The organism is Robertkochia solimangrovi (assembly GCF_007279655.1).
In the GTDB taxonomy this organism is placed as follows: Bacteria; Bacteroidota; Bacteroidia; order Flavobacteriales; family Flavobacteriaceae; genus Robertkochia; species Robertkochia solimangrovi.
This window is the reverse complement of record NZ_QKWN01000006.1, coordinates 260,808-277,424: the sequence shown is the minus strand read 5'-3', so window position 1 is coordinate 277,424 and position 16,617 is coordinate 260,808. Positions and strand designations below refer to the sequence as shown.

15 protein-coding genes and 1 riboswitch are annotated in these 16,617 nt (G+C 41.4%); of the genes, 9 read left to right on the top strand and 6 right to left on the bottom strand.

What is annotated here, in order from left to right:
* Positions 1–3: 3 nt before the first annotated feature.
* Genes DMZ48_RS09550 through DMZ48_RS09540 form a run of 3 tightly spaced genes read left to right on the top strand, consistent with a single transcriptional unit; the run spans position 4 to position 3,387 of the window.
* On the top strand, positions 4–897 hold the full coding sequence (locus DMZ48_RS09550) for an alpha/beta hydrolase (protein ID WP_143954908.1): 894 nt from the start codon (positions 4–6) through the stop codon (positions 895–897).
* Positions 898–907: 10 nt separating this feature from the next.
* A complete protein-coding gene (locus tag DMZ48_RS09545) occupies positions 908–2,545 on the top strand; it encodes a sulfatase family protein (RefSeq protein ID WP_143954907.1) in 1,638 nt (545 codons plus the stop codon).
* Positions 2,542–3,387, top strand: coding sequence for an endonuclease/exonuclease/phosphatase family protein (locus DMZ48_RS09540; RefSeq protein ID WP_143954906.1), 846 nt, complete (start codon positions 2,542–2,544; stop codon positions 3,385–3,387). The genes DMZ48_RS09545 and DMZ48_RS09540 overlap by 4 nt, the downstream gene beginning before the upstream one ends.
* A 213-nt stretch (positions 3,388–3,600) precedes the next feature.
* Here the strand turns inward: DMZ48_RS09540 and DMZ48_RS09535 are convergent, their stop codons facing one another.
* Genes DMZ48_RS09535 through DMZ48_RS09525 form a run of 3 tightly spaced genes read right to left on the bottom strand, consistent with a single transcriptional unit; the run spans position 3,601 to position 6,594 of the window.
* A complete protein-coding gene (locus tag DMZ48_RS09535; protein WP_143954905.1) occupies positions 3,601–4,398 on the bottom strand; it encodes an ABC transporter ATP-binding protein in 798 nt (265 codons plus the stop codon).
* Positions 4,399–4,408: 10 nt separating this feature from the next.
* Positions 4,409–5,389 (bottom strand): FecCD family ABC transporter permease, encoded by a 981-nt coding sequence (locus DMZ48_RS09530; protein WP_143954904.1) that lies wholly within the window; start codon positions 5,387–5,389, stop codon positions 4,409–4,411.
* Positions 5,390–5,442: 53 nt separating this feature from the next.
* On the bottom strand, positions 5,443–6,594 hold the full coding sequence (locus DMZ48_RS09525; RefSeq protein ID WP_143954903.1) for an ABC transporter substrate-binding protein: 1,152 nt from the start codon (positions 6,592–6,594) through the stop codon (positions 5,443–5,445).
* Positions 6,595–6,714: 120 nt separating this feature from the next.
* A riboswitch (cobalamin riboswitch) is annotated at positions 6,715–6,923 on the top strand.
* A gap of 30 nt (positions 6,924–6,953) precedes the next feature.
* On the opposite strand from DMZ48_RS09525, the gene DMZ48_RS09520 reads away from it, so the two are divergent.
* Positions 6,954–8,789, top strand: coding sequence for a TonB-dependent receptor plug domain-containing protein (locus tag DMZ48_RS09520; protein ID WP_143954902.1), 1,836 nt, complete (start codon positions 6,954–6,956; stop codon positions 8,787–8,789).
* 2 nt (positions 8,790–8,791) lie between these two features.
* On the top strand, positions 8,792–9,847 hold the full coding sequence (locus tag DMZ48_RS09515) for a YncE family protein (protein ID WP_143954901.1): 1,056 nt from the start codon (positions 8,792–8,794) through the stop codon (positions 9,845–9,847).
* Between the two features lie 52 nt (positions 9,848–9,899).
* On the opposite strand, the gene DMZ48_RS09510 is transcribed toward DMZ48_RS09515, so the two are convergent.
* Both DMZ48_RS09510 and DMZ48_RS09505 read right to left on the bottom strand, forming a co-directional pair.
* On the bottom strand, positions 9,900–11,318 hold the full coding sequence (locus tag DMZ48_RS09510; RefSeq protein ID WP_143954900.1) for a S41 family peptidase: 1,419 nt from the start codon (positions 11,316–11,318) through the stop codon (positions 9,900–9,902).
* Positions 11,319–11,377: 59 nt separating this feature from the next.
* Positions 11,378–12,931: a S41 family peptidase gene (locus DMZ48_RS09505; protein WP_143954899.1), complete on the bottom strand. Its 1,554-nt coding sequence runs from the start codon at positions 12,929–12,931 to the stop codon at positions 11,378–11,380.
* Between the two features lie 146 nt (positions 12,932–13,077).
* On the opposite strand from DMZ48_RS09505, the gene DMZ48_RS09500 reads away from it, so the two are divergent.
* Genes DMZ48_RS09500 through DMZ48_RS09485 form a run of 4 tightly spaced genes read left to right on the top strand, consistent with a single transcriptional unit; the run spans position 13,078 to position 15,191 of the window.
* On the top strand, positions 13,078–13,587 hold the full coding sequence (locus DMZ48_RS09500) for an RNA polymerase sigma factor (protein ID WP_143954898.1): 510 nt from the start codon (positions 13,078–13,080) through the stop codon (positions 13,585–13,587).
* A complete protein-coding gene (locus DMZ48_RS09495) occupies positions 13,574–14,008 on the top strand; it encodes a hypothetical protein (RefSeq protein WP_143954897.1) in 435 nt (144 codons plus the stop codon). The genes DMZ48_RS09500 and DMZ48_RS09495 overlap by 14 nt, the downstream gene beginning before the upstream one ends.
* Positions 14,009–14,034: 26 nt before the next feature.
* Positions 14,035–14,595 carry a DUF4252 domain-containing protein gene (locus tag DMZ48_RS09490; RefSeq protein WP_143954896.1) on the top strand — a complete coding sequence of 187 codons (561 nt, stop codon included), beginning with the start codon at positions 14,035–14,037 and terminating at the stop codon, positions 14,593–14,595.
* Positions 14,596–14,648: 53 nt separating this feature from the next.
* A complete protein-coding gene (locus DMZ48_RS09485) occupies positions 14,649–15,191 on the top strand; it encodes a DUF4252 domain-containing protein (protein WP_143954895.1) in 543 nt (180 codons plus the stop codon).
* Positions 15,192–15,257: 66 nt separating this feature from the next.
* Here the strand turns inward: DMZ48_RS09485 and purB are convergent, their stop codons facing one another.
* Positions 15,258–16,601, bottom strand: coding sequence for an adenylosuccinate lyase (gene purB / locus DMZ48_RS09480; protein ID WP_143954894.1), 1,344 nt, complete (start codon positions 16,599–16,601; stop codon positions 15,258–15,260).
* Positions 16,602–16,617 lie beyond the last annotated feature (16 nt).

Here is a 16,617-nt window from a genome sequence, read left to right as displayed (position 1 = left end):
TTTATGCGTAAGTTCCAATCGTTATTGCTGTTTATACTGATGCTTCCTCTTTTATCGGAAGCCCAGTCGAGTGCTTCACTATCCGGTATTCGTCCTGTTACTTATATTTATAAAGATACCTTAAAGCTGGATTATTATCGGGTGACAGACCTGGATAAATCTGATCCGAAGCCATTAATTCTTTTGATGCATGGGGGAGGTTTTGCAGTGGGTACACGTGACGGTCAGAAAGAAGTGGAATTCAGCAAAGCGATGAGTATGGAAGGATTTAATGTAGCTTCGATAAGTTATGATCTGACCATGAAGGGACGGAGTTTCAGTTGTGATTGCCCTTCCGAAGATAAGGTGAATACTTTTGGACACGCCAGTAGGAATATCGCTCAGGCACTTGATTATTTAAAGGAACATAGTAATGATCTGGGATTTGATCCCGATAAGATCATTCTGGCCGGTAGTTCTGCCGGCGCAGAAGGAATTCTGAATACTGCTTTTATGCTGAACTATCCGGCTTATGGACATCAGATCGAACGACCTGAAGGGATCGTGGGAGTAATTTCATTGGCGGGGGCAATACTCGATGTTGATTATATCACGGAGGAGAATGCAGTACCTTCTTATTTTGTTCATGGTACGAACGATAAACTCGTTCCTTATGGGAGTGCTCCACATCATTTTTGTAAAACGAACGCTGCGGGATATCTGCCCCTTGATGGTTCTTCCTCAATGGCTAAAAAGCTCCGAGAACTAGGGGTTTCCAGCAAGTTGGTTTCTATTCCCGGTGGTGGACATGAGTGGTCTGGAAAGGGATATGATCAGACCAAGGAGATCGCAGCATTTATCAGAGAAACTATGGTTGGCGATAAGATCGTCAATGAGGAGGTCATAATGGAAAAATAAATTTTTTCAAATGAAAAGTATTTGGGCTATAATCGTTCTAAGTTGCCTGTTCGGTTGTAAAAAGCAACAAGACAGTACAGTAACGGATACTATTGCTGATAGCCGGCCCAATATTCTTTTTATAATGTCTGATGACCACGCTTTTCAGGCGATCTCTGCTTATGGCCATCCGCTCTCAAAACTCGCGCCTACACCGAACATCGACAGGATTGCTGAAGAAGGAGTGAAATTCAACAAAGCCTATGTGACCAACTCAATTTGTGGTCCGAGCAGAGCAGTTATTCTTACGGGTAAACATAGTCATATCAACGGTTTTCGACAAAACGGAGACCGTTTCAATGGCGACCAGCCCACCTTTCCGAAGTTTCTGCAGAAGGAGGGTTATCAAACGGCAATGATCGGAAAATGGCATCTTCACGGATATCCGCAGGGCTTTGATTACTGGAATATAATTCAGGATCAGGGAAATTATTATAACCCCAACTTTATCAAAGACGGAGATACCACCGTTATTAAGGGATATGCTACTGACCTCATAACCGAAGATGCTATCAAATGGCTGGATTCAAGAGAAAAAAGTAAACCCTTTTTACTGATGGTTCAACATAAGGCACCTCATAGAAACTGGATGCCTGCCTTACGTCATATCAATAAATATGACAGTATAAAATTTCCGCTTCCTGACACCTATTTCGCAGACCATGTGGGGCAGAAAGCTGCACAACAACAATTACAGACGATCTATAAGGACATGTATGAAGGTCATGATCTGAAACTTACGATAGCTGAAGGGAGTTCGGAACTGGCAAATAATCCGTGGACCACAGATTTTGACCGGATGAGTCCGGAACAACGGGAAGTCTGGGATGAAGCGTATCAGGCAAAGAATGACGCCTTCCATCGCGCAAACTTAAAAGGAAGAGCACTGGCTGAATGGAAAGGGCAGCGTTATTTACACGATTATCTGGCGACAGTAGCTGCTGTTGATGAAAGTGTGGGGAGTTTACTGGATTATCTGGAAGCAAACGGATTAGCTGAAAATACACTGGTAGTGTACACTTCGGACCAAGGCTTTTATCTTGGCGAAAAGGGGTGGTTCGATAAGCGATTTATGTATGAGGAGTCATTCAGAACCCCATTACTGATGCGTTATCCAAAAGTTATTGCACCGGGTACTGAAAACGATGCCATGGTGCAGAACCTGGATTTCGCAGAGACTTTCCTGGACTTTGCCGGAGCTTCGCAATATAAGAAAGATATGCAAGGCGAATCTTTGAAACCTATGTTGACAGGAACGATGAAAGAAGCAGATTTTCGCAATATTTTATATTATCACTATTATGATTACCCGGCATTCCATATGGTTAAGAAACATTATGGTATAAAAACCGGTCGCTATAAATTGATGCACTTCTACGATGATATCGATGCCTGGGAATTCTATGATCTTACTTCGGATCCTGAAGAACTTAAAAATCTGATCGACGATCCCGAATATGAGGATATCATTGCAGAACTACAACGGAAACTGGATTCTGTACAGGATGTTTACAAGGTTACCGACCGTGAATTTGAAACAGCCTCACAGGAACAAATCAATAAATCTTACGAACTATTTAAACGCTTACGTGGTAAGCCCATGGAATGAAAAGAACATCACTACTATTACTACTATGCCTGCATCTCTCCCTGATGCTTTCAGCTCAGGAAATTTCGGTAATGACCTACAACATCAAATATGACAATCCAGGCGACAGTTTGAATAACTGGGACCATCGTAAAGCTTTTATGATCGATCAGCTTCAGTATTTCAGTCCGGATATCTTTGGGACCCAGGAAGGGCTTAAACATCAGCTGGAGGATTTGAAATCCGGACTTAAAGGGTATGATTATGTGGGTATCGGACGTGATGAAGGGAATGATAAGGGAGAGTTTACCGCTGTTTTCTATCGTAAAAAAGCATTTGCGCTATTACATCAGGAAACTTTCTGGCTATCCGCAACCCCCGAAAAACCCTCCAAAGGTTGGGACGCTGCCCTGAACAGGATCTGTACGGTACTGCGATTAAAGCATTTGGAAACCGGTAGAGAATTTATGGTATTTAATACACATTTTGATCATATCGGAAATGAAGCCCGTGTCAATAGTGCAGCCTTAATTATTAATAAGGCCACCGTCATGAATCCGGATCATTTACCAGTGATCGTTATGGGGGATTTGAATCTGACTCCTGAAAGTGAACCCATTCGTAAACTTAATGAAGTTTTTGATGATTCCTTCCTACTCGCAAAAGAGCATCGGTTTGGGCCGATAGCTACCTTCAATGGGTTTGAGATATCGGAAGTACCTGAAAAAAGGATCGATTATATATTTCTTTCCAGAGATCAATGGAAAGTGATCAGGCAGGCAACCTTATCGGAAACCATTGATGCACGATTCATTTCTGATCATTTTCCGGTTTTAACCCATATTAGATTTGAGGGTAAATAATAGCTGTTAGATAATATTTCTGGTTTGTCTGGTTAAAATCATTTCATTTGCTGACGTGACGGCACGACACGTGTCATCGCTTTTCAGTGTTTATAACCCTGGCCCGTGTTGGAAGTGCCTTCACAGCTGGCAGTGATTTTAAAAGATTGAACGGTTTCAGTGGATCAATTCTCCATTCTCAATTTTCAATTAATCCATAATTAATAATTTTCTTCAATTCCTGATCCGAAAACTACCGGTATTACTGTCAAAATCGATGAGATCACCCGGAAAGAGTTTTTGATAACTCCCTTTTTCTATAAGGTTGCAGGGTTGATCAAAATCATAATCATCTTTTTGTAAGACCAGCACCTTATCACATAATTGATTTACCAGATGAATCTCGTGGGAAGAAAAAAGAACACATTTGTTATTTTCGTGAGCGATTCTTTTCAGTAATTTCAAAATATAGGCCTTATGGTAGATATCCAAATGTGTAGTAGGTTCATCGAGTATAATAAGTCCGGTATCCTGAGCTAAAGCCCGACCGATCATTACTCGCTGAAATTGCCCGTCACTTAATTCGTAACAAGGTAATTCTCTGATTTCTTCAAGTCCCAGTTGTTCGATCGTTCTGCCGATTATGGAAAGATCTGTTTTACTCAAATGTCCTATCCAATTGGTGTAGGGTTGACGTCCCAGCGCGATCACTTCTTTTACTTTCAGAGCTTTTGCCGGAATTTGTTCGGTAAGTACCAGACTCATCTTTTCTGCGAGTGCTAATGGTGTATATTCTGAGATCCTTTTATCTTCCAGATAAATAGAACCTCCTAAAGGTGGGAGTATTCCGGAAAGTGTGCGTAACAAAGTAGATTTTCCGATACCATTGGGGCCAACCATGGCGATCAATTCTCCACGGGAAAGTTCAAATCGAAGATCCTTATGGAGGCTGACAGTGCGTTTCCCGGTACGATAACCGGTATTCAGGTTTTCCACCTCGAGAATCTTCTCTGATAATTTTTTTTCTGCCATGATAAATCGGTTAAAACAATAGTTTACGTTTTCTTACCAATAACCAGATTACTACAGGAGCTCCAATAAGGGAAGTCACCGCATTGATCGGTAGGGAATAGGCCGAAAATGGCAATTGTGCTACCGTGTCGCATACCAGCATCAATATCGCACCGGAGATCAGCACTGCAGGCATCAGAATTCGATGATCAGGAGTTCTGAAGATCTGACGGCTCAGGTGCGGTACAGCCAGGCCGATAAATGCTACGGGCCCTGCAAATGCCGTAACACTTCCGGCAAGTAAACTGGTCGCAATGATAATAAGATAACGAACTTTTTTTACGTTCATTCCCATGCTACGGGCATAGTTCTCCCCTAAAAGCAATCCGTTCAACGGTTTTATACAAAGGATGCTTATCGTTATTCCGGAAAAAACGATCACGATGAATATCACGACTTGTGACCAACTGAGATCTCCAAGATTTCCGAATGACCAGAATATATATCTTTGAAGCTGTTCCATGTTTGAGAAATAGGATAGCACGCTAACAATGGCAGCGGTAAGACTCCCGAACATAAGTCCGATGATCAGCAAAGCCATGGTGTCTCTTACCCGGGAAGCCATTATGAAAATACAAAGCAGTACCACAAAACTACCTAAACTGGCAGCAATGGCCATGGCTACACTTCCGGTCATTATACCAGTACCTATTCCCGGCAGGAGGGATGTCCCCATGATAAGCAGTGCAACGCCCAGACTAGCTCCTGAACTGATTCCCAGTACAAAAGGACCGGCAAGAGGATTGCGAAATAAAGTCTGCATCAGGAGTCCGCTCAAAGCCAGTGAACTTCCTGCCAGGATTGCAGTAAAGGCTTTGGGTAAACGATAATGCATCAGAATATAGGCCCAGTTTTCGTTCCCACCATCTCCGCCTGTTAAAATGTTAACTACAGCTGTAAAGGGTATGGAAACGGATCCCAGACTTATGTTTAACAGAAATAGTACTATCATAACCGCAAAAAGCAGTAAAAAACTGAACTTATATGTCGAATTAGGCGTCAAGTTTAGTCGAGTGGTTTAATGAATACGGGCTCATAGGCTTCGAGAAGATCAGGATGCAGTACACGAATCAGATCCTTTAAAACCAGATCCGGTCGATTCGGTGCCAGTTCGTAATACAGTACGCCACCGCCTTCACCTTTAACTTTGCTAAAGGTAAAAGTTCGGCGATTTTTATACGCATCGAATTCTTTGTAATGATTGTTCATCCCATCGAGATCGGCATACGACGTAAAGCCTGCAGTACCTATCCAATAATCGGCATTTCTACCGGTGGCAAGAACACTTTCGAAATTCAGCGAAAGACTTCCGCTTCCAGCGGTCTCTGCCCATAGATAATCGGCATTGGCATCTTTGAAAAATTGGGCGGCCCAACTCTTTCCGGCCGGTAAATACCAAATATCCTTAAACATGGCACCGCTCATTACCGTGGGGGTCTCATGAGCAAGGGTGGCTAATTTTACCGCTGCGTTATAGTTCTCGGTGATCGAATTGAAAAGGCTGTCTGCAAGCGCTTCCTTTTCAAAAATTACTCCAAAGAATCGTATCCATTCAGCTTTACCAAGTGGATGTTCTTCCACCCAATCGCCATTATAAACTACGGGAATACCCGCATGAGCGATCTTGTCGTAGGTTCGGTTCTGATTGTTGATCGAAAACCCAACAACTACATCCGGATCCAAAGCTACCAGAACTTCTGTATTGATCGCCTCATTGATCCCTAATTCTGTAATAACCCCTTCTTTGACAAGGGTAGCCGTTTTTGGAGAGGAAATGTATCGGGTGTCTGGAAAACCTTGCAGTAAATTCTCAACGCCCAGCGCTTCCAATACAGGGATATGTGTGGTTGAGGTTACCACAATACTTTTTACAGGGGTGGTAACGATCGCATCATAAGCTGACGAATCAATCAAAACCTGAGACTGGATACTATCCGGAATAAAAACATAGTGAAATTCCTGTTCACTGTTGGTCCATGGTTTGAGAACATCTACCTCGGTGTATCCTTCAACATGTCGGATTCGAAATCCGTTGGCATATGTAATCGTATTTTCCAGACCGATTTCAGAAGTATTTGTAGGAGTAGTATCCGTATCCGGATTCTGTTTACAGGAATATAGTAATAGTATGATAATTAGTGAAATACCTCTTTTCATAGATGGTTTTAGATTGATGGAAGGGATAACCGAAGGCCGGATCACCGATCGAAATAGATATCGACAAAGTTAATATTATTTACCCTTTGGCGAGAAAAGTTAAACAAAATAACTATTTTTGCGGCAGATTTCGGTTTCGGTTCTGAACCATCAGAATCGGATTAAAAGGGAATCCGGTGATCCTTGGAAGGAGATTCCGGAGCTGTTCCCGCAACTGTAAGCTCAGCCGTATTTACGGTACTTATCACACTTCGGTTTCCACTGTTGAAAGACGGGAAGGAAGTGATAAAGATGCAAGCCAGGAGACCTGCCGGAAAGATAATACAACAAGAAAATACCTTCGGGATAAAGGTTACCCTATGAAGCGATTCGGATATATTCTATTTTTAATGCTTGCGGTAGTTGCCAGTGTTCAGGCACAGCAGGATACGATCTATGATCTGGGAGAGGTTGTAGTATCCGATTCCAGATTGTATAAGTTCTCTCAGAATTTAAAAACAGAGACCTTAAAGGATTCTGTTCTACAAAGAAATACAGCCACTTTAACCGACCTGCTCACTTTTAATTCGCTTATATATTTCAAAGAAAATGGATATGGAATGGTTTCTTCGCCTTCTTTTCGGGGTACGAATGCAGCTCAGACTGCAGTGATATGGAACGGGATCAATATCAATTCTCCGATCAATGGCCAGGTTGACTTTAATACCGTTATGACAAACGCTTATGATGCAGTGACCATACGCAGTGGTGGAGGGAGTGTGCAATATGGGAGTGGTGCGGTAGGTGGAAGTGTTCATCTCGAAAACAGAATAGCATTTGATGAAGATGACAGTCATCGCTATCAGGTGCGTTACGGGTCGTTCAATACATTAAGCTATAATTTAAGGTCACAACTTTCTGGTAAGAATTCTTATCTGGATGCCGGTATTGACCGCATCACATCCGATAATGATTATGAATATCCGGGTACCGGGATCCGTAACAGGAACGGAGCGTTTGAGCACTTAAATCTAAGTCTGAATACCGGGTACAAACTCGATGATAAAAATACCTTAGGTTTTTTTGGCATGTTCGGTGATAGTGATCGCAATTTCTCAGGAACTCTTACCGCACCTGCAAGTGATAAATACGCAGATAAAAATATTAGGTCTATGCTTAAATGGACTAATACAGGAAGATCTTATGAGTCGGAGCTTAGAATTGCATATCTGTTTGAAAGATATGAGTATTATGCAGACCATGAATCAGATCGGTATACGTTCGGAAGACAACATTCGGCCATTGCAGATTATAATTTAGACTATCATATTTCCAGCAGGATCAAGACGAGTCTCCTTCTCAACTATACTTCCGTTTCAGCAGATGGCAGTAATATTGGGGATAACAACCGTAATACACTTGCCGTAGGATTAATGGCGGATCACACACTGAGTGAACACTGGAAGTATGGGATAAACCTAAGGCAGGAATTTTTAAATGAATTCGATAATCCAATGGTTTTTTCAGCCTATACGATCTATCGGGTGTTGCCGGAATATTCCATCAAGGCAAACATCTCACGGAATTACAGAGTACCCACCTTTAATGATCTTTTCTGGGATACCGGAGGAAATGAAGATCTGGAACCTGAACATTCCATGCAGTATGAACTCGGTAACATTTTGAATTTTCATCCATTCCGTTTTACCGTAAATCTATTTTATATCAAAGCAAAGGATATGATCAAATGGCAACCGGATACGAGTGGTCAATGGGTGCCCGTTAATGTAGCCTCTGCAACCAATTATGGTCTTGAATTAAGGGGTAAATATAAAATTTCGATTGGAGAGCATCAGTTGCATTTTAATGCATCTTATGCCTATACCAAAGCCATTGATAATAATACCGATAAACAACTGATCTATGTGCCTTATCATAAGATCACCGGATTAGCGGATTATAGTTTCAGAAGATGGAATGCCTATTATCAGTTTCTGATGAACGGCGAAGTCTATACTACCACAGATAATTCGGATACTGTAGATGCCTATATGGTTGCTAATCTGGGAATCAATTACCGGTTCTTTCAAAGAGATCATGGATTAACCCTTGGACTCCGAATCGCTAACATTTTTGATAAGTATTATGAAAATGTGGCCTACAGACCGATGCCGGGAAGAAACTTTCAATTTCAATTAACCTATAATATAAATTAATAATGAAACAATTTAAAAGATTCGGTTTTGCTTTACTGGGTGTCCTGTTTTTAGTTTCCTGTAGTAATGATGATGATACTACAGAAATCATCACAGGTGATTATGCGAATGGTATACTGATAACCAATGAAGGTCCGTTCAATAACGGTACTGGAACACTCAGCTTCATTCCTCAGGATCTTTCACAGATCGAGAATGAGGTGTATCAGGGAGTAAACGATGAAGAACTTGGAAATATAGTACAATCACTTGGTTTTGCCGGTGATGATGCATATGTGGTTGTGAACAATTCAAACCGAATTGTCGTTGCAGATCGTTATACCTTGGAAAATACAGCAACGATTGAGGAAGGTCAATTACAGCCAAGAGCCTTCGCAGGAACTAATGACAAAGGATTTGTAACCAACTGGGGAGACCCTTATGATAATGATGATGATTTTGTGTCGGTTATCGATCTGGACTCAAAGACTGTTACCGGAGAAATTCCTGTTGATTTCGGACCTGAAAAAATTCTTTATAACGGGACTTATATCTATGTGGCTCATCAGGGTGGATACGGTCAGAATAACCTGATTTCGGTGATCGATCCTACAGATGAAACGGTGGTAAAAACCATTACCGTAGCCTACAGTCCTAATAGCATGGTCATTTCCGGAAATACGTTATGGGTACTATGTGGAGGAAAACCTTCTTATGCTGATGAAGAAACTGCCGGAGAACTGGTGAAAATAGATATGACCACGAATGAGGTGACTCTTAATTTGGCTTTCGGAGTAACAGATCACCCTTCTAATCTGACAGCAGCGGGAAGTAATATGTTCTATACGCTTAATGGGGGCGTTTATCAAACTACGGTCTCAACGCAAGCTTTACCTGATACGGCTGCATTCGAGGGGTCATTCTATTCGTTGACCGCACATGACGGATATTTGTTTGGAACCGATGCGGGAGATTATGCAAGTCGCGGATCTGTGATCATCTTTGATATTACGAACTTTAATCAAGTACAAACTTTTACCGCTGGAATCATTCCTGGTGGAGTTTATTTCAACGATTAATTCTGGAAGCAATGGTAAAAGGGCCGGTCTGCAAATGCGCAACCGGCCTTTTTTATTGGTCGTCAAGCATATTTCCGGATGCCGGACCCTTATTCTCAGAGCCATCGATAGGATCGGCGGGATACGGTGGATATTTAGTGGTGATTTTGGAAGAAACAGAAGTGATCAATTCCAGTGTTCTGGCCAGTAAGGGTTCATCCGTTTCTCCAAGTATCCCCAGATCCCGGAGGTTTTCTTTCAGGAGGTAGTCGGGTTGAAATCCATCCGTATAGTCAGAGAAACCATCGGCATTCTGATTCCGTGAAACCAAGGGTTGCATTGCCCAGGTATGATTCGGATTTAAACCTGGATCATCAAAACCAAAACTCGGAGAATCGTAAAGGGTTATCGAGGCTTCGTTCTTACCAGTTGTTACATCACCTACTTTTATAATATCGATATACGGGTTAAGACCATTAATTATCAGTTCACTGGCTGATGCGGTTCGGGAACTGGTTATGATATAGACCCGGTTCAGACTGAGTTGATTCAGTGAAATTCCGTCGATCCGGTCAGATAAATGATATTCACTGTTGCCGGAACTGATCTCTTGCTGCACTTTGCTGTTATATACCAATCTGGTAAATAACTTGCCATTGAATTGTCCGGTAATCAGACTCGCAAGCAGCGTTGCGGTACTGATCGATCCGCCAGGGTTATATCTTAGATCGATGATCAACTCCTGAATATTTTCACGTGCCAGATCCCCAAATGCCTGATTCAGTTCATTTTCGAAAGTTCTGGTGAATCGATTATACATCAGATAACCCACCGAAAGGTCTCCTGCCTGTAAAACCTTAGCGATTAAAACAGGATTTTCAGTAAGCTGTAATTTTAACAGTTCCACCGTTTCCCCGGTGTCGATTACTGTACCTGAATTATCTAAGGTCGCCTTTCCAATAGTAAAGGATATAGCATCATTATATAACAGATCATAATAATTATCAATGGTTAAATGAATTCCATTAATGCTGTTAAAAAGGTCACCTCGTTTAACAGGTTTGGAGGCGGCATTGGAACCGGGAATGATGTATCGTACATATCCCAGAACATCATCAGTGCCCGAGACACGAACCAGTCCGAATTCCATACCGCTGGAAAGATCGGTTCCGGCCTGAGAATTCTGAAGTTCTCGATAATCACTGGTGATGTAGCTAAAACGATCTTCATCGGATAATAAATGGTCAAAGAGCGCTTCCGGATCGGTATAGTTCTCCAGAAAATCAGTATAAGCTTCATTAGAGGGGAATCTGTTATCACTAAGATCTCCAACACTTTCCTGCCAGTAATAATAATGGTTTAGTCCTTTCCAGATGAAGTCCTGAACTTCCAGAGTATTATCCGGAGTATATATTTTGTCGTCGAGGTCATCACACCCTGCAAGGGTGAGAAATAGTAGGCAAAAGGGGAGGATTGATCTAAGTTCTTTCATCTTAGGTTAAGGTATAAAAAAAACGCTCTGGGAGCGTTTTTTTTATGAGTCTGTATCACTTATTTTTCAAGATATTCCATTTCTCCGGGGAGAACGAACATTTCAGAATCGAATTTTTTGCCTTTGATGGTGCTCAGTTTACTGGTGGTTGTTCCAGGTCGTTGTAAGGCTGATTTAGCACTAATACCGAACATATCATCGAGAACTGCCTTTAGGAGCCCTTCTTCCGGATCACCAATCGGCAATAACGGACCACTCACATAATCGGCTTCCACAACGGTTTCTTTAGGCTCAAATCCATCGGTGTATTCGCTTTGACCAAGGGAGTTGTAGATTCTGAAGGTGATCGGTTGTAATCCTACTTCATGAGCTGGATTACGATTGTCAACATCAAGATAAGCCTCTTCATCGCTGGCAGATGTCGGAGGAGAATCGACAAGTGTATTAGAGCCTTCATTTTTACCCACAGTGGTTTCTCCAATAGTGATCACTTCCATGCTCGGGCGCAGTCCGTTAATAATCATTTCACTTGCAGAAGCAGTTCTGCGGGTAGTGATCACATAAAGTCTTGTCAGGTTTGACAAACGATTTATGGTAACACTCTCACCGGTATAAAGTCCGGTAGTTTTATCAAATACCGCTGCATTATTATAGAAAGGGAACGTATATCCGTTTGCTTCATTTCTTTTACTGTTGTACTTCAGGCTGGCGAAAACAGATTCTGTGCTCATTTTGCCACTGATCATACTGGCGAGGTAGGCAGAGGTTAGAACAGATCCACCACCGTTATATCTAAGGTCAAGCACAAGTTCCTCAACTCCGGCAGATTTAAATTCTCCGAATACATCATTTAGTTCCTTGTGGAAAGTACTTCTGAAGCCATTATACATCAGATAGCCGATCTTTTTGCCTTCTTTTTCTATGACACTATGATAAAACACAGGATTCTCAGTGATCTCTGCGGCACTGATCTCGATGTCATCGCCCTGTGGCGTATAGTTACCATCTTCGATCTTTGCGATTCCCAGGGACACAGTAGGGTTATAATATAACGGACCGATCGCTGAATTTACGTTGTTTACGGTAAGCACGGTACCATCAACACTATAGATCAGGTCTCCTCTGGTAATTCCAGCTGCTTCTGCCGGAGAACCGGGAACAACATAGGTCACATAAACAACCGCATCATCACTGTCACTGGATACACGTACCAGATAATAGCCCAGGTTGATTCCATAGGTGTAAGAAATTCCGCGGAATTCGTTAAGCTGTTCTTCAACGTCCGGTATATACCAGGAGAAATCATCGACCACTCCGGGCTGATACACCAAATCATCAAAAAGGTCTTCTGAGTCAGAATATCCATTGAGGTAGGTATAATAATCATCCTGATCATCATCTTTGGAATCGGCAAGAGCGGTAACATCCGATTGCCAGTAATACCAGAAGTTCATCGCTTTCCATACGAAATCATTGATCTCGCTGTTCAGTTCAACTTCATTTCCATTTCCCTGTCCTTCGCCGTTTCCGGTTCCCGGGTCGTCATCCTTACTACACGACACAATGAATAGTGACAAGAGTATGGTTAACAATAAGTTTGAGGAGTTTTTCATAATATTTTCGATTAATGCTTCCATAAAGAAGTAAACGCAATAATACTTACATTTATTGAGAATAAAAATTTCTTGTAACATTTTTTGACTTGTCTCGTCTTCCTTTTATAGAGCCGATTTAAGGACCAAATAACGAACCAAAAATAATGCAACAGTCGGAATTTATAAATATTGTAATGCCCTTCAGAGATAAATTATTTCGAATGGCGAAACGATTACTGGTATCGACTGAAGAAGCAGAAGACGCCACCCAGGAAGTTCTCCTGAAATTATGGACCAATAGTAACAGCATGGAAAAGTATCGTAATGTGGAAGCATTTGCGATGACCATGACCAAGAATTATTGCCTGGACCGATTAAAATCGAAACAGGCGTCGAATCTGAAGCTGGTACACAGTAATTACAAAGATGAAAACGTGTCGCTGCAGAAAAAGGTAGAAGTTGATGATAGTCTCGACTGGATGAACAAGATCATGAACACGTTACCGGAACAACAGCGAATGGTTTTACAGTTAAGAGATGTCGAACAGTATGAATACGACGAGATCGCCAAGATGCTGGACATGAATCCGACAGCGATTAGAGTGGCGCTGTCAAGAGCAAGAAAAACCGTAAGGGAGCAATTAATAAAAAAACACAACTATGGCATCAGTTAATCACATAGAAGCACTTTTAGAAAAGTATTTTGAAGCAGATACGAGTATTGCGGAAGAGAAAGTCCTTCAGGATTATTTCAACAGCGATGAAGTTGCACCACACCTTGAGCAATACGCAAGCATGTTTCAATTTTTCAAAATATCCGGAGAAGAAAGGTCAACCAGAGCCATTCCATTAAAACCTGGAAGAAAAGTATATCTTTTGAAATGGATCTCGGTAGCTGCAGTAGCCGCACTTCTCGTAGGAATTTTTATTAACCAACCGTCGCAAACAGATTCCCTGCAGGCGAATTATACGCAGGAGGAGCTGGAATCGGCACAAATGGCTTTAGCCATCTTTTCAGAAAATTTCAATAAAGGAACTCAGGGAATGAGTTATTTGAAAGAATTTGAAAAGAATACAAACAAATTTTTAAAATAAAAAGTTAAACTAATCTACAGGAAATCATGAAAAAAATTGTTTTAATTATAGCGCTTGCAGTAATGCCGGTAATCGGTTTTGGTCAGTCAATCTTCGAGAAATATGAGTCGAGTGATGATGTATCTTATGTGACCATGCAGCCAAAAATGTTTCAGCTTTTAGCAAAGATGAGCGTTAGTACCGACGATCCGGAGGCCCAGGAATTTTTTAAACTGGTGAACAGCATAACGAGTTTTAAGGTATTGACCACCGATAAGGGAAATATATCATCGGATATCAATCAATGGGTTACTTCGCATCTTAAATCGTCTTCACTGGAAGAGTTGATGCGTGTTAAGGATGGAGAAACCAATGTTAAGTTTTATGTGAAACAAGGCAAGGATGAGAATCATGTGAAGGAACTCCTGATGTTCGTCACAGGTATCGATCAGCAGGATATAGATATCAACGGGAAAAAACTCGAAACAGTTCTGTTATCTTTGACAGGTGATATCGATCTCCGACAGATTTCGAAACTTACCGAATCTATGAACCTTCCTGGAGGAGATCAATTGGGTAAGGCCTCCAAATCAGCAGAAAATAAATAACAATACCATCCCGCCAACTGGCGGGAATGGTACTTTATAAAAATCAGTCAAAAATGAAATCAATTAGAATCATACCGATAGTATTAATGGGATTGTTCATGCTGGTTTCCTGTAATCAGGGAGAGACACTTCAGCAATATTATGTAAACAATTCCGAGAAAGCAGATTTTCTCGTGATCGATATCCCTTCCAGTATTTTGAAGGTTTCGGAGATCGACCTGACCCCACAACAAAAGGAGGCTTATAATTCCATCAAGAAGCTAAATGTTCTCGCCTATAGAATACGTCCCAACAGTACTGTGGATTTTGAGAGTGAGAAACAAAAGATCAATGAAATTTTAAGCAATGATCGTTATCAGGAATTGATGCGTATCAATATGGGAGACAAAAAAGGGGTTGTTAAGTATCTTGGTGACGATGATGCGATCGATGAAGTGATTGTCTTCGGAAGCCAGGATAGTCTTGGTTTCGCCCTGATTAGAGTATTGGGAAATGATATGAAACCTGAAAATATGACCAAGCTTATGGAAGTAGTTCAAAAAGGAAATATGGATGGAGAAGGTTTATCGCAACTCGCTAATTTCTTTGGGGAATAAGGATCTGACCAACTTAAATAATTAAAAAAGGCCCGTTGTTAATCGGGCCTTTTTCTTTTTGTAGGATCAGATTCCTGTATAGTTTGAAGGACTGATCACTTTTAATTCGTTTTTTATGGCTTCGGAAACCTCAAGCGTGTCAATGAAATCTGCAATGACCTGCTCGTCGATTTTCTGATTGGTTCTCGTTAATCCTTTAAGAGCTTCATAGGGGTTAGGATACCCTTCTCTTCGAAGGATGGTTTGAATCGCTTCCGCTACTACAGCCCAGTTATTTTCAAGATCTGCAGCCAGCTTATCTGCGTTCAGCAATAATTTACTTAATCCCTTGAGCGTTGCATGGAACCCGATGAGGGTATGCCCGAAAGGTACTCCGATGTTCCTTAAAACCGTACTGTCCGTAAGGTCTCTTTGTAAACGGGATAAAGGCAACTTCGCTGACAGATGTTCAAATACAGCATTGGCGATCCCGAGATTACCTTCACTGTTTTCAAAATCAATAGGATTCACTTTATGAGGCATCGCCGAAGATCCTACTTCTCCTTTTTTGATCTTCTGTTTGAAGTAGTCCATGGAAATATAGGTCCAGATGTCTCGATCAAGGTCTATAATTATGGTATTGATACGCTTCATTGCATCGAACAATGCGGCCATATGATCATAGTGTTCGATCTGTGTCGTAGGAAATGAATGATGCAGTTTCAGAATGTCTTCCACGAAATGTGTTCCAAAAGCTTTCCAGTCGGTTTTTGGATATGCGATTTTATGTGCATTGTAATTTCCGGTCGCTCCTCCGAATTTGGCTGCATCGGGAACGGATTTCAATACTTCACATTGCTGTGTTAAGCGGGTTACAAACACTGAGATCTCTTTTCCGAGACGGGTTGGAGATGCAGGTTGTCCGTGCGTTCTTGCCAGCATTGGAATATCTTTCCAATCTTCAGCCAATGATGATAATTTTTCGATCACTTCTTCAAGTACCGGAATATAGGATTTCTCCAAAGCATCTTTGATGGACAATGGCACTGCAGTATTATTGATGTCCTGTGAGGTAAGTCCGAAGTGAATGAACTCCTTATAGGCAGCTAAATTCAGAATATCGAATTTTTCTTTGATGAAATATTCAACGGCTTTCACATCGTGGTTGGTCACCTTTTCGATCTCTTTGATAGCCGTAGCATCTTCTTCCGAGAAATTTTCATAGATAGATCTAAGCTCCGGGTATAAAGATGTGTCTATCCCATCCAGTTGTGGTAACGGTAATTCACATAAGGCGATGAAGTATTCGATCTCAACCAGTACTCTGTACTTGATAAGTGCGAATTCTGAAAAATAAGCAGACAGGTCTTCCACCTTGTTTCTGTACCTTCCATCTACGGGAGAGATGGCATTCAGTGACGATAATTTCATGTGGTAAAATTTTGAA

Coding starts and splice junctions, on each gene's coding strand:
- DMZ48_RS09540 (WP_143954906.1), top strand. CDS start 2,542: ATGAAAAGAACATCACTACTATTACTACTATGCCTGCATCTCTCCCTG.
- DMZ48_RS09525 (WP_143954903.1), bottom strand. CDS start 6,594: ATGAAAAGAGGTATTTCACTAATTATCATACTATTACTATATTCCTGT.
- DMZ48_RS09505 (WP_143954899.1), bottom strand. CDS start 12,931: ATGAAAAACTCCTCAAACTTATTGTTAACCATACTCTTGTCACTATTC.
- purB (WP_143954894.1), bottom strand. CDS start 16,601: ATGAAATTATCGTCACTGAATGCCATCTCTCCCGTAGATGGAAGGTAC.
- DMZ48_RS09535 (WP_143954905.1), bottom strand. CDS start 4,398: ATGGCAGAAAAAAAATTATCAGAGAAGATTCTCGAGGTGGAAAACCTG.
- DMZ48_RS09490 (WP_143954896.1), top strand. CDS start 14,035: ATGAAAAAAATTGTTTTAATTATAGCGCTTGCAGTAATGCCGGTAATC.
- DMZ48_RS09510 (WP_143954900.1), bottom strand. CDS start 11,318: ATGAAAGAACTTAGATCAATCCTCCCCTTTTGCCTACTATTTCTCACC.
- DMZ48_RS09545 (WP_143954907.1), top strand. CDS start 908: ATGAAAAGTATTTGGGCTATAATCGTTCTAAGTTGCCTGTTCGGTTGT.
- DMZ48_RS09485 (WP_143954895.1), top strand. CDS start 14,649: ATGAAATCAATTAGAATCATACCGATAGTATTAATGGGATTGTTCATG.
- DMZ48_RS09500 (WP_143954898.1), top strand. CDS start 13,078: ATGCAACAGTCGGAATTTATAAATATTGTAATGCCCTTCAGAGATAAA.
- DMZ48_RS09515 (WP_143954901.1), top strand. CDS start 8,792: ATGAAACAATTTAAAAGATTCGGTTTTGCTTTACTGGGTGTCCTGTTT.
- DMZ48_RS09530 (WP_143954904.1), bottom strand. CDS start 5,389: ATGATAGTACTATTTCTGTTAAACATAAGTCTGGGATCCGTTTCCATA.
- DMZ48_RS09495 (WP_143954897.1), top strand. CDS start 13,574: ATGGCATCAGTTAATCACATAGAAGCACTTTTAGAAAAGTATTTTGAA.
- DMZ48_RS09520 (WP_143954902.1), top strand. CDS start 6,954: ATGAAGCGATTCGGATATATTCTATTTTTAATGCTTGCGGTAGTTGCC.
- DMZ48_RS09550 (WP_143954908.1), top strand. CDS start 4: ATGCGTAAGTTCCAATCGTTATTGCTGTTTATACTGATGCTTCCTCTT.